11 protein-coding genes are annotated in these 13,172 nt (G+C 63.2%); 5 read left to right on the top strand and 6 right to left on the bottom strand.

All coding sequences use genetic code 11. The annotated features are described in order from the left end of the window. The first annotated feature begins 245 nt into the window (after window positions 1-245). The 5 genes from F7O44_RS08170 to F7O44_RS08150 all read left to right on the top strand — a co-directional run bounded on the left by F7O44_RS08170 (window position 246) and on the right by F7O44_RS08150 (window position 6,226). A complete protein-coding gene (locus F7O44_RS08170; protein ID WP_162450060.1) occupies window positions 246-737 on the top strand; it encodes an ATP-binding protein in 492 nt (163 codons plus the stop codon). 278 nt (window positions 738-1,015) lie between these two features. Continuing rightward, window positions 1,016-2,152, top strand: coding sequence for a three-Cys-motif partner protein TcmP (locus F7O44_RS08165; protein ID WP_162449726.1), 1,137 nt, complete (start codon window positions 1,016-1,018; stop codon window positions 2,150-2,152). A gap of 2 nt (window positions 2,153-2,154) precedes the next feature. Then, a complete protein-coding gene (locus tag F7O44_RS08160; RefSeq protein WP_162449725.1) occupies window positions 2,155-4,662 on the top strand; it encodes a DEAD/DEAH box helicase in 2,508 nt (835 codons plus the stop codon). A gap of 46 nt (window positions 4,663-4,708) precedes the next feature. Continuing rightward, complete coding sequence (locus tag F7O44_RS08155; RefSeq protein ID WP_162449724.1) at window positions 4,709-5,446, top strand: DUF5131 family protein; 738 nt, start codon at window positions 4,709-4,711, stop codon at window positions 5,444-5,446. 90 nt (window positions 5,447-5,536) lie between these two features. Next, window positions 5,537-6,226 carry a hypothetical protein gene (locus F7O44_RS08150; RefSeq protein WP_162449723.1) on the top strand — a complete coding sequence of 230 codons (690 nt, stop codon included), beginning with the start codon at window positions 5,537-5,539 and terminating at the stop codon, window positions 6,224-6,226. Between the two features lie 349 nt (window positions 6,227-6,575). Here the strand turns inward: F7O44_RS08150 and F7O44_RS08145 are convergent, their stop codons facing one another. The 6 genes from F7O44_RS08145 to F7O44_RS08120 form a co-directional block, all read right to left on the bottom strand. Then, window positions 6,576-6,785, bottom strand: coding sequence for a hypothetical protein (locus tag F7O44_RS08145; RefSeq protein ID WP_162449722.1), 210 nt, complete (start codon window positions 6,783-6,785; stop codon window positions 6,576-6,578). A 466-nt stretch (window positions 6,786-7,251) separates the two neighbouring features. Further along, a complete protein-coding gene (locus F7O44_RS29420; protein ID WP_187361168.1) occupies window positions 7,252-7,746 on the bottom strand; it encodes a hypothetical protein in 495 nt (164 codons plus the stop codon). Next, complete coding sequence (locus tag F7O44_RS29580; protein ID WP_222851170.1) at window positions 7,743-8,051, bottom strand: transposase; 309 nt, start codon at window positions 8,049-8,051, stop codon at window positions 7,743-7,745. Before F7O44_RS29580 ends, F7O44_RS29420 begins: the two co-directional genes overlap by 4 nt. Before the next feature lie 487 nt (window positions 8,052-8,538). Continuing rightward, a complete protein-coding gene (locus F7O44_RS32295) occupies window positions 8,539-8,961 on the bottom strand; it encodes a helix-turn-helix domain-containing protein (protein ID WP_162449721.1) in 423 nt (140 codons plus the stop codon). Between the two features lie 911 nt (window positions 8,962-9,872). Next, window positions 9,873-10,103: a hypothetical protein gene (locus F7O44_RS08125; RefSeq protein ID WP_187361167.1), complete on the bottom strand. Its 231-nt coding sequence runs from the start codon at window positions 10,101-10,103 to the stop codon at window positions 9,873-9,875. Window positions 10,104-10,207: 104 nt separating this feature from the next. Continuing rightward, on the bottom strand, window positions 10,208-13,129 hold the full coding sequence (locus F7O44_RS08120) for a BTAD domain-containing putative transcriptional regulator (protein WP_162449720.1): 2,922 nt from the start codon (window positions 13,127-13,129) through the stop codon (window positions 10,208-10,210). Between the last annotated feature and the right edge of the window lie 43 nt (window positions 13,130-13,172).

Raw genomic sequence — 13,172 nt, 5'->3', positions numbered from 1 at the left:
TGGCGGCGACCCCTCGCCGAGGCGATCGAGCTGACCCGGAGACTGAAACTTCCTCACATCCGCCGCCACCTCGCGGACCTGATCCCCACCGCCTAAGCCCCCGATGGGACCCGGCCGAACTCGTGCGCGTCCTACTGGCCGAAGAAGCCGCCGGACGAGACCGAGCCAACCTCAACACCCGCCGAAAACGCGCCGCCATCCCAGCCGGCAAGACCTTCGGCGACTAGGACGACTCCGCATCCTCCATCCCCAGACCCACCCAAGACGCGCTCAAAACCCTCGAACGGGTCAACCGACGCGAGAACCTGTACATCTGCGGACCATCAGGCACCGGCAAAAGCCACTTCACCGAAGCACTCGGCCAAGCCGCCGTCGAGGCCGGACTGACAATGGCGTGGTTCACCATCGAAAACCTCGGCGCGCTCATCCGGCGCCACCGCGCCGACGACTCCATCGCCAAAGCGCTGGCCCGCATCCTCCGCTCCGACCTCGTCATCATCGACGACATCGGGCTACTACCGGTCTCCCCCAGACCCCGCCGAAGGCTTCTACCGGCTAGTCGACGCCGCCTACGAACGCCTCTCGCTAGCCGTCAGCAGCACCCCCCGGGCTTCGACGAAATTATGCCCAAGACCCTCGCCACCGCGACAGTCGACCGCCTCATGCACCACGCCCGCATCGTGGCAACTCAAGGTGACAGCTACCGGCTCACCCAAGCGACCACCGGAAAGGGGTGACACCCTTCAACTAACCCAAACAACACCGACGGCGGGGAGAGATCTGACCGCAGCCGGGGAAGACCTCATGGCCACCAGTGGGGAGATCTGCTGGCCGCCCACGGGGAGAACGAAATGGCCGTTGACACGCGCACTCTTCGTGCCCGCGGATTGGCGTCCGCGGGCACGCCCAGAACTGGGCTGTCGCCGTAGCAACCCCGCCTGGATACGTCGCTGTCGAGCCTGGGCCGCATTCACCAGTAAGGTTGCAAAAGGCCGGCACGGACGTGGAGGTGCGAATGACCCGGGGAGGTGTGACGGGAGGCGACAACGTCGTCTGGCTAGCCGAACCGCACACCCTCGCCAAGCACCAGGTCTATAGGCAGTACCTCAGCAAGTGGATGCCCATCATGATCCAAAGCTGGAAGGGCAATGTGACCTACGCGGAAGGATTCTCTGGCCCTGGTGTGTATGTGGGTGGTGAGCCGGGTTCACCTGTGATCGCCCTGGAGACGTTGCTCCGGGATCCTGCGCTGCGAACGCGGGCACGGGATCTGCGCTTCCTGTTCGTGGAGAGTCAGAAATCGCGGTCCGAACGCCTAAGCGAGGAGTTGGAGAAGGCGGCGAGGCCCGTCCCGCTCCGCCAGCTCGACCGGTACGGGATCGACCTTGCCATCGCGACAGGGGACTACGACCCGACGCTCACCGAGTTGCTCACCGAGCACAATGCCTGGGGTCGGCCGATGCTCGTCGTGCTCGATACGTTCGGTGGCAGCGTCAAACTTGACCTCGTGCGCAGGATTGCGCAGAACCCCTCCAGCGAAGTGATCATCACTTTCGAGCCTCAGCACTTTATCCGGTGGGCCAAAGTGGACAGGATACGTCACGGCGACACCGTGTTCGGGGACCCTGATTGGCGCCGCGTCGATGAGCAGCCCGAGTCCGCCAAGGCCAAGTGGGTCGTGGACAAGTACCGCACAGTGCTGCAGGATGCCGGGTTTTCATATGTGCTGACGTTCGAGCTTGTGAACACGCGTGGACTGTCTCTCTTTCTCGTCTTCGGCACAACACACGTTCGTGGCCTACAGAAGATGAAGGAGGCGATGTGGGAAGTCGACCCTATCTCTGGAGTCCAGTACCGCGATCCTGCTGACCCCGATCAGGAACTGCTCGACATCAAGCTCGAGCCCCTTACCGAGCCACTGCGACGAGAGCTATTGCAGTACCTGCGAAACCAGCCGAAAGAACATGCCGCCAGCGTCAGTGATCTCCGCCGGTTTGCGCTGTACAGAACGGTATACAAGGAGAGCCAGGTCAAGCCCGAGCTCGACATACTCGTCGACAAGAAGCTCGCCCTCGCCGACGGAACCGACGGGCGCGTGCGGCTCGGCGGAAGCGTGCGGCTCACAGCCGCAGGCCTCGAAAGCGGAGGATGAACATGGAGTTCGACTTCAGCACCATCACCGCAGGCACTGACCTCAACGCCATACGCGAACCCGTCGCATTGTTCGATGCATTACCAAGCAAAGAGCAGGGCCTGGGGTACCTGCGTCAGGTCCAGGCCACCGTCCTGGACCGCTGGTCGCCACGCCGTGATGAAACTGACTTGGTCGTCAAGATGAACACCGGTACTGGCAAGACCATCGTCGGTCTCCTCATCCTCCAGGTGGGCTTGCACGACGGCGTAGGCCCCGCGCTCTATTTGGCGCTGACCCCGCAGCTAGCCGAACGAGCCGCCGCCGAGGCGCGCAGGCTCGGACTCTCTGCCGTCACGGACCCGCGCAACGCCAAGTTCCGTCAAGGGCAGGCGATATGCATTACGTCCCTGCAGGTGTTGTTCAACGGCAAGACTAAGTTCGGACTCGCCGACAGCGAGTCACCCCAGCAGGTCGGGATGGTCGTCGTCGACGATGCCCACTCGGCGATCACGCGGCTTGAGGAGTACAGCCGAATCCTCATCCCATCGGCCGATGACGCATACACAGCGCTAATGGAGCTGTTCGAGGACGACCTGGAAGCTCAGGGAGCGGCCAAGCTGATGGATATCAAGACCGGTGAGCCCGGCGCCGTGATGCGTATCCCATTCTGGGCGTGGCAGGACAGGGCCAGCGAGGTCCTCAAAGTGCTCCATCCTCTGCGAAATTCGCCAATGCTCGAGTGGGTATGGCCGCTGCTCAAGGACCACTTGCCGGTATGCGAGGCGACGTTGACTACGAACGGCATCGAAGTCGCCTCGCCCCTGCCACCGATCCAGCAGTTCCCGAGCTACGTCGAAGCCAAAAGGCGTGTCTACATGACGGCGACGCTCGCCAACGACTCTGCCCTCGTCACGCACTTCGCCGCAAACGCCGTGACCGTAGCCAACCCGATCGTGCCCGATTCTGCCGCTGACCTCGGCGACCGTCTTGTGCTCGTCCCCCAACAGCTCGTGCCCGACCTGTCAGATAACGAACTCCGGACGGCAATCGCGTCCATAGCCGTCACTGACAACGTCGTCGTGCTCGTGCCGAGTTGGGCGCGTGCGCAGGGGTGGACCGAGGTCGCGAACGAGACGGTGTCGAAGGCAGACGAGATCGACGCCGCCGTCGCCCGGCTGCGCGCCGAGCCCGTCGGCCTCGTCGTCATCGTGAACCAATACGACGGGATCGACCTTCCGGACGACGCTTGCCGCGTCCTAGTGATCGACGGCCTGCCGCAGGCCGCGTCGGCGTCAGAGCGCCGCGAAGCAACCGCGCTTCGCGATACGAACACGATCATCACCCGGCACGTTCAGCGTTTCGAGCAGGGCATGGGCCGCGGCGTCCGGTCGCGTGAGGATCGCTGCGCAGTGCTCGTCATGGGCCGCAGGCTCGTCGAGTTAATCTCCCTCCCAGATGTGCGGGGCAGACTATCCCCGGGGACGCGGGCGCAGGTGGAACTGTCCAGGCAGGTCGCCCGTATTCTTGAAGGCCGAAGTGACGTGACTATGGACGGCGTTGTCGACCTCATCCGCAAAGTCATCGACGGGGCCGAGGACTTCAAATCCGCCGCTCGCCAGGCACTTCTCGACGTCACCTACGAAACCGCTCCGCTGGCCGCCACCGCGGTACATGAGCGTGCAGCCTATGACGCTGCGGTACGCGGCATGCACGAGGCCGCCGCAGACGCCGCAGACAACGCGGTGAATGTCGCCCGGCAAGTGTTGAACGATGATCGGCTGGCCGGTTGGTTCGCCGAAAAGGCGGCGGCATACAGGCACGCCACCGACCCTATACGAGCCCAAACCCTGCTGGCAGGCGCCACTGCTTCGAACTCCGCGATTCTGCGCCCCATTTCCGGCCTAGAGTTCAAGTCCTCGCGCCCCACTCGCCGGCAAGCCGAAGCCGCTACAAAGTACCTCGCCGACCGCTACACGGACGGTGGACACTTGCGCGTCGGCGTAGAAGCACTGATCGCTGACCTTGAGTGGGACCCCGAGCGGACGGAAGAGGCCGAGCATGCGTGGTCCGAACTAGCTGACCACCTCGGATTTTCTGGCCAGCGGCCCGAGGCACAGATCCGAAAAGGCAGCGACGTTCTCTGGACCGACTCAGACGGCAACCGCTTTGTCATCGAGGTCAAGAGTGGGGCTCGGGCAGCGCTCATCTCCAAGCGCGACATCAACCAGCTCGGTGGCTCGCTGCGCTGGGCAGAACAGTCGCTGACCGGCACCAACCAGTTCGTGCCCGTGATAGTCCACCCTGGACACCTTGTCGAGCGCACCGGAACCCCGCCAACGGGAACACGTGCCGTGGACACTGATATGCACGACAAGCTAATGGGTGCCGTCCGCGCCTACGCCACCGCTTTGGCTGTCGACGATCGATTCCGGGATCCACAGACTGTCCAGGAGCAGCTCGTCCACCTGCACTTCAACGGTCTGGAATTCCCCGCGCACTACGGCGTCGCCGTCAAGGTTGAGTCGTGACGCGACAGGCTGTTCCTGTGGCTGCCCAACGACAGGCGGACCGTCGATGAGCGACCGATCCCGGATCGAATGGACCGAAGCCACATGGAATCCCGTCACGGGATGCGATCGGGTCTCCGCAGGCTGCGACAACTGCTACGCCTTGGCCCTCGCGAAACGGCTCAAGGCCATGGGCACAGAGAAGTACCAACAAGACGGTGATCCGCGCACCTCAGGTCCAGGGTTCGCGGTCACCATCCATCCCGGCTCGCTCGACCAGCCCAGACGATGGCGCACACCACGCACAGTCTTCGTCAACTCGATGAGTGACTTGTTCCACGCAAAAGTGCCAACCTCGTTCGTCCGTGACGTCTTCGACGTCATGGCAGACACGCCTCAACACACGTACCAAGTCCTGACGAAGCGACCACTCCGTGCAGCACGAATCGCCGATCAGCTCCGATGGCCGCCAAACGTGTGGCTCGGAGTCTCGATCGAGCACATGGACGTGGCCCGTCGCGCGGACCATCTACGCCAGATCCCCGCCATCGTGCGGTTCCTCTCCTGCGAACCGTTGCTCGGGCCCCTCGACGAGCTAGATCTGACAGAAATGGATTGGGTCATCGCGGGCGGCGAGTCAGGCGTGAACTACCGGCCGGTAGACATCCGCTGGGTACGGGGCATCCGCGACGCCTGCGTAATTGCCGGCGTGCCATTCTTCTTCAAGCAATGGGGAGGCCGCTCCCCCAAGTCTCTCGGACGTCACCTCGACGGCGAAACCTGGGACCAGATGCCAAGCCAGTAGTCGGTGTGCAGGGGGCGTATCGAGCGTGGGCGAAGAGCCTTCACCCGGAGAGGCGACCTGACGGCTTAATCTCGTCTTGTGAGTCCTGAGTTGCTCGCCGTCGTGGTTGCTGGCGGCATCGGCGTCACCGGCACGATCGTCGGCGTCGTGATGACGACGTGGTTGGGGCGCTCTGCGGAACGGCGGCGCTTGGCCGCTGAAGATGATCGTCGTTGGCTCGCTGATCGACGGCGGGTCTATGCGGCGTTCCTGGTGCTCAGCCAGTCCATGCTTCGCGAGATCGACGGCGTCGCTGTCTTCCTGCCATACCGCGGCGACGAGAAGGTTGCCGACGAGGATGAAGCCTTCATGGCGGACGGTCTGATGGACTACTTCGGCCGCTGGAATGATCAGATTCAACCTGCGCTGAGCGATGTGCAACTGGTCGCGGGCAGTGGGGTGGCTGACCTCGCAGATGGGGTCTCGGGTGCCCTGATGGAGATCACCGTAGTTTTGGAGAAGCGAGGTCCATTCGTCAACTACTACCCCGGATGGTTTCGTGCGCAGGACCTCCTGGGGGTGCTCAGGAACGCCATGCGAGCTGAGTTAGGACTCAACGACGCAATCGAGACGGACTATCCGCGCGGCGCAGAGTGGCCGTGGCTGCAGGACCGGCCCTCGGAAGAGGAATACATCCGTCGCCAGACAGAGATACCGGGACGGCCGCCCCTCACCCCTTCCGAGAAGGCTTGCCTCGCAGAGTCTGAAGATGGCAAGTCGGCATCTTCGGGCGCTGCGTGAGTGGCCAGTTAAGCCACGATGACGACTACTCGTCCGCCGCGGCTCAGACGATGTCAGCGTTGGCGGGACGTTGCGGACGGCTCGTGTGAGGAAGTAGTACCAGCTGGGCTCAGCAGCGCGGTGTGCCCCGAGGGCGCCGCCCGGCACAGACGGAGCAGGAGAACTGTCCCGGAGCGCCCTGCGGGAGGTCCTGACTCGCCTTATCCGCGAAGACTCGGATAGGAATCCGATCTGACCGCGGACATGAACGACACCGACGGCCTCAGGGTCGTGAGTGTTGCTCGGCTGAGGAACCAGTGCGACGTTTCCTTCCCACTGATCGCGATTGCCAAGTAGGCAGGAGAGGACGCTAGCCACTGAATTTTCGCCGCAGTTCTGCCTCGTTCACGTCCTCGACCCCGTGACTGCGCAGTACCCGAGCAAATACGCGGGCCTTCGCCTCCGGTGTCGTCTCACGCCCTGCGGCCTTGTTGGCCTCCGCCTCGGCTTTCTTGAGCTCCTGCCTGATGTTCTTCTCTAGATCAGCCAAGCCCTTCTTGTTCAACTTGGAGTCACCCATTTTCGATCCCTCGCTGTCCTAGGTTGTGACTATCCTCACATGTACGGCTGACATAGAGAAGGCGAGTAGGCCTCCGCCTGGCGCATATCCTCGGCTTTTCAGATACGGGTATTCATCGAGGATGGCGTCGATGCTATTGCCTGTGGCTCCGTTATTTCGACCTCGCGCGACGGCAAGCGGGTCGACTTACCCATCACAGTGGCCGACCTCGCAAACTCCTGCGCATAGCCGACTGGGCTCCGAAGAGTGCGCTCAGTGCCAGCGACAGCCAAGGGCAGCCAATCCTTCGGGCCCTGCTAGCGGCTCAAGCTCAAGCACATCGGAGTGCCAGTCGAATGTCCACATGACTGCGATTCTTGCAGCAGTCCGTCCGTGCAGCAGACCCGAAGTCATGGCACCTCGCTCGAATTGTCCCCGGGAGCTGCGTGAGCGCGCTGTTCGGATGGTGGTGGAGTCCGGCATCAGCTCATGCGAATTGGTGGAGAGTAAGTTGCTCATCTTCTTGTCGTGCTGTTCCGGTTCGCGCTCGGCGGCATCGCATCAGGTGTCCGGCTTCTCCGGTGGATTTGGCGCAGTGTGATCGTCGATCTTCGGCGCCTCCCGGTACGCAGATGGCGTCGTAGCCGGCCCTGCAGGCGGCCCCCGGCGGGCCTGCTTTCTTGCCCTTGCCGCGAGCCTTGCGCTTCCCGAACGCGCTCCACCAGCCGTTCTCGGATGAGATCCGCCACGCGGTGCGGTCGGCCATCGACTCACCGACCTCACGGGCCTCGTCCGCGAGGAGCCGGTAGCCGAACTCGGGATCGTCTTTGTGGGCGTCGAACAACGCGTTCGCGCGATACGCCTCGACTACCTCGCTGACGGTGACGGGGTCTGCCAGCCACCGGTAGTAGGGCTGACGAGAGAGCTTCAGAACCCGGCACGTCACCGCCACGGGCACCCCGTCAGCGGCGAGCTCTCTCACGAGCGGGTAGAACCTTTTGATGGCAGGTTCGCCTGCGATAGATACGCCGCCGCCCGCCGCAACACCTCGTTCTCCTGCTCCAGCAGCCGGATCCGCTTACGTGCCTCCCGCAGCTCAGCCGACTCCGAACGGGTCTGGCCGGGCTTCGCACCGTCATCGATATCGGAATATCGCAGCCACTTCTGCAACGTCATCGGATGGACCCCAAAGTCCTTCGCGATCTGCTCGATCGTCACACCGGGCTCACGATTCCGCGCGACACGCACGACGTCATCACGGAACTCTTGGGGATAAGGCTTGGGCACAACGACATCCTTCCAGGCCGCCACGAGGCAAGCCAGATCGAATGTCACCTACTCGTGCAGCAGACCCGTAGGACTTTAGTCTTCTCCGTTTGGCTCGTCATCCCGCCACACAACCTCGTCGGGTTGGAAGGGTGAGATAGACAGGCTTGCATCGATGAGGGAAGCCGCCGTAACGGCCGCCTGGCGAGCACGGTCATAAAGCAATTTGAGGGCATAGCGCTCTGTCAGCTCTCGCAACTGCATGTCTGTGACGGAGCCAAGAATCGCAGTTTCAGCCTCCTCGCTAAGGAGCCCAAGAGCGATAGACACGCTCGCGTGTGGTTGCTCGTGAAGCAAGCGAGCGTGTACGAGGAACACGCACCTCGACGGGTCCTCTTGGCTCTTGGCAACCGTGTAACCGAGAGCCAAGGTGGTTTGAGTGTCCTCACCACCCCCGTAGACCGCGCGGACATTTAGGACTATTGAGCGCTCCCATCGAGGCACCCAATCAATGGCTTGCTGTTCCTGCACCTGCACTCCGCTGCTCATGTTCGCTCCGCTCAAGCAGACTGGAGACTATGCCCGCATCAGACTGCGTCTCGTTGTCGCAGTCCCTTAGTTCGCGAGCGAGCAAGTCGCTAAGGCCAGACTGCATCTCGATTCGCCAGTTTATACAGACCCCTAGCGCACCTGCGTAGCGTCGAATAGAGGACCAACGAGGATCGCTACCTAGCGTCTCCAACGTGGACACCACAGTCTGATGCCGTCCCATAGCCTTCGCAACTTGCGCCTGACTGAGACCAAGTTGCTCTCGCAGGCGCCTAAGTTCATCAACTAGCTCGAGGTCAATGTTGGCCTGCCGGATGCGCAACGCGACGTTAGGATCGCTACGGTCGAGACCAACCCTGTCTGTGTTCTCGATCCCCTCCATGTCTAAGAGGATAACCTCATACCTGCTTGTCGTCACTAGGTCGCCAGGCCTCAAATCTTTGGGCAGCGACTTGGACCTGCTGGTTCTGCTGAGCTCGCTGAACGCTCAGGGTGCCGGTGGGCTTACGCGCGAGCAACAGTCCAACCGCAAGCGCCTGAGCGCCATCTTGGCACTCACTGAAGTAGAGCCTCAGCCTAGGGCTCACGCTGTTGACGGTTAGCTCCAGAATCAGGGGATCGGTAGCCATCCGCTTGTAGTCCTTGTTAGGTCGCAGGACACCCTGCTCGGCCTTCGCAATCATCGCGTCGACTTCAATCGGCGCGTGAGGGTCGAGGCGCATCAACTCAATCGCCTCACGGCGAGCATGCGAGGACACCCAGAGAAAGCGGCAGCCGCCATCGATTACCTCTAGGTGTGGCCGCGGACTCACCCTATTGGCTCCCCTGACTCTTGACGAGCTCCGCCCCCTACAAGTCGCCCCTCCGCGACCCGCGCGCACATTGTGTCAGCCTATGGGAAGAAGATCCAGGGATGAAGTGTTTCCACCTGTCAGGTCGCCGGCTCCGTCGTTCCAAATGACGACGCCGACAGGTAGGTCCAGGCCAGCCCGGATCTACCAATGAAACGCCGGGATGCGACCGTGCCAGGCGTCGGTTACCACTTCGCACGCGGCCCTACCGTGGGCATCGTGGCGCAAAACAATGGCAGCTACGGTCCATCACGTGCAAGATCAGCGTTGACGGCGTGTATGTCTCCGCGAACACATCCAGCGGCGGATACGCCGTCGTGTCCTGCTCAGCGACGGCTCGCTGACGGACTCGCTGACGTCCTCCAGAACCTTCCGGCTCACCCAGGTAATGCGGCGGCCGCCCACGAGGGGCACATACGTTCACCGCGCCAACGCTTCCATGTCAAGAAGCGGTCGCGGCGGGCTCAGCGTCGACGATGCCAAGTGCGTCGAGGATGTCGGAGCGGCGGGCTCGATAGCTACTACCGATCTTGATCAATGGCACGGGGAATTCTCCGGCGCGTGCAAGCTCGTGAGTCTTCGTGCGCCCAAGCCCGAAGGCCCTGCCGGCGTCCACCAAGGGCACGGCGGCCGGAAAGGTTCTGATCTCGTCGACAGACAACGCAGCTGCCATGACCACGCTCCTCAGTCCTTAACGTCGCGCCCCTGATCCTCGTGTGCGCTCACTACCTGGGAGTCGCTGAAGCGCGCACGCTCCCTCACCGTCGGCACCCATGCCTAGCTACGCGACGTCGCTGTGGTTGATCGCTCGATTTCCTCGATCAACGCGACGCTCTCGTCTTCCAGGTCGCCGCCCAGCTCGTCCGCGAAGTCGCGCAGCTTCGCTATGAGTGCTAGGACGCTGGCACGGGTACCAAGACGAGTCTCGGCTTTGAGGCGGTCTCGCCACAGCAGTTCACAACCTGGTTCGATGTCCAGTCCGCGCAGTGCCGCGCGTTGTGCACCTCGGAAGTCGCCGTTCCTCAGGGCGCGCTCGGCCAGCTCGTGGCAGGCGTCGACGATCTCGGCGATCATCTCCTGCACGTGCATGTCGGCCCACGCGTACGAGCCGCTGCGTACCCCGGACAAGGGGCGTGCCCGCACAAGATCCAAGGCTTGCTGCAGGTTCTCGGTGCTTGTCGATTGTGGTCCGTCGCGCAGCAGCTCGCGCCAGTCGTCCCAATCTGATCGGATGGCTGGATGCAGTGCGTAGGTGTTGGTTGTCGGAGGTAGATATGCCTGCCCAGATGGGTGCGCGCCGAGCCACCGGCGAAGCGTTGAAACTGCGGTGGCGCGTGTGGCGCTGGCTTGCCGGCGTCCGGGCCAGATGGCTTCATCCATGGCCACGCCGCGGCGGCCTGGCCGCAACGCCAGGTACGCGGCAACCTGGACCGCCTGTCCTCGCTTACTCGGATCGAGTGGGCCGAAAGCCCCGATGACGTCTGGTTCACCGAGCAACAAGATGCGAGGGTGCTCGACGGTAGTCACCGTCATGTCGGCCCGTTGCGGGAGCCCAGGTGTACCGTCTGACTCCTGCTGCCCGCCACTCGGGTGAAGAGCAAGTTCAGTGCGGTCTTCGCCCTCGTCCAGCGGTATCTCGTGAAGACCGAGCTCTGCCTGAGCTGCGCCGACAGATTCAGCGTCAGCGGAGGCAATGAGGTCAGCGACCTGTTGCTCGGTGGCGCGGTTTATCTGTTGTGGTCGCAGGGTGACTCCCCAGGGCTCCAGGATCGCTTCATCTGCGCTTGCCACTCGAATGGTCCATTCGCCGCTGCAGGTCGGGTCGTTGGTCACGACGGCGATGGCGGCGTGGGCTTTCTGACCGCTCAGCCGCGCGAGTTGTGTCCAATGCTGATCGTTTAGCTGCGTGGCCACGAGGACGATCTCCGGTGTCCACTCTCCCTCTAACCTGGTCCGTGCCTCGGTGAGGCTGGATACTCCGCTCTCCTGAACAAGGTCTCGGTTGAGCTGGGCCCGAGCCGTGAGTTCCTGCACGAGCACGCTCACATCTTGCGGATCGACTCGCCTGGTGCGGCCCGTTTGCAGTGGCTCTGACACGGCGTGATCGACGAGCGTGATTTGGACGTCGTCGGCGAGACGGGAGGTCGCATACTCGGCAGCCAAGGCCGCCATGAACGCGCGCACATTGTCGTCATTGCCGCTCACGTGCAGCATCCCGATGTGTTCGAGATCGAGCAGGATGTGCGCATCGTCGGCATCGTGGCCAATAGTGACCAGGCTCGGATATGGCGCCGGCCAATGCTCAGCCTCGCCCGCCACCAGCGAGCCGATCCGGTCAGGTGTGAGCATCCAGACTGCGTCGTCGTCGGTGCTGACCCATGGCTCTGGTGCGGGCGCCGGGGTATCTAGGTGAAGCTCGAACTGATCGTGGGCGAGGCGCGCTGCGCGGACTATCGGCGGAGCCCGGTGTTGCTCAGCGAGATTACGGGCGAGCATGCGCAGTGCTCGATCGATGAACTCGAGACTCATGAGGTCCGCGACGTGGCGCAGCTCGATCTCGGCAGCCGTTCCCACGGGTCCCGGTGGGACGAGCCGTTGGCCTGGCTTTCGGTGGCGCTGTCGCAACGCACGACGAGTCGTGAGAAGAGCAATGACACCCGCGGCGAGCAACGCACCAACTCCCGCCGTGGTTCGAACGACGCCCAACACATCTGAGTCGGCATCAGTTTCCTCGCCATGTCCGGCCTGCGAGAGTTCGTCCGGGGAGAGTTCGTCCGCCGCTGGATCTTCACAGTCTTCTGCGGTTGCCGCCATCGTCGCGTGCGGCTCGACCGGCGTTCGGGCGTCGGCAACCTTCGCCGAGGGAGTCGTGGCGTCGCTGCCGATCACGTCGTCACCACTGGTGGTGGCCTCTCCGGTGTCGGGTACGTGCTGGCCCAGGTCTGATACCTCGATCGGCACGGTGAGGTTCCACCCGGGATAGATCAGGTCCGGGTTGGTGAGACGGCGACCGTCCGGCTGGATTGTGTCGGCGGAAGCTTCCGCGATCTCTGGCCATCGGGTCGGATCATCGAGATGTTCGCCGGCGATGTCCCAGAGCGTGTCACCACGCTCTACCCGATGTATCGAGTGATCAGCCTCCTCCACGTCGTGGGTGTCGGTTTCCGGGCCGGTACCGTCTGATTCCTCGCTCTCGTCGAGTGGCGCGTCGGGCACAGGTGGTTCAGTTTCGAGCTCGGCAGGCCGGACCGGCGGGACGGGCCGCCAGTCTTCCGCCGCGACAAGCATCGTGGTCGCCGCCGATGGTGACCCGGCCATGGCGGCTGGGCCGACGGCAAGCATTCCCAGCACCGCAGAGACCAGGACAGCAGCGATGCGCTGTTGTGCACCCAGCGCGGGAATCTTCGGCGCTCGCACTCCCCGCAGCGCAGCAGGTACCTCGACCAGTACGGCGATGGCGAACGCCGCCCATCCGATCCATCCGGCGATCAACAGGGCGGAGATGAACATAGACCCGTCGTCTGGCCTCGTCAGCGCAGTGGTGACCTCGTCGAGGTTCGGGATCTCGGATGGCCAAGGCCGTCCGCCGATCCGCCACAAGCCGTACGGAATGGCGCCCAGCATGGATGACAGAACGAACAGGGCCAGGAGGCCACGCAAGACTTCAGCTCCGCGCGCGTGTTGGCTCGTGCCGGTCATACGCACGTGGCACCTCCCTGTCGCCCGGTGAGAATTCCGATGG

Origin of the sequence: Phytoactinopolyspora mesophila (assembly GCF_010122465.1) — a bacterium.
In the GTDB taxonomy this organism is placed as follows: Bacteria; Actinomycetota; Actinomycetes; order Jiangellales; family Jiangellaceae; genus Phytoactinopolyspora; species Phytoactinopolyspora mesophila.
This window is presented reverse-complemented; position numbering and strand designations above follow the sequence as displayed.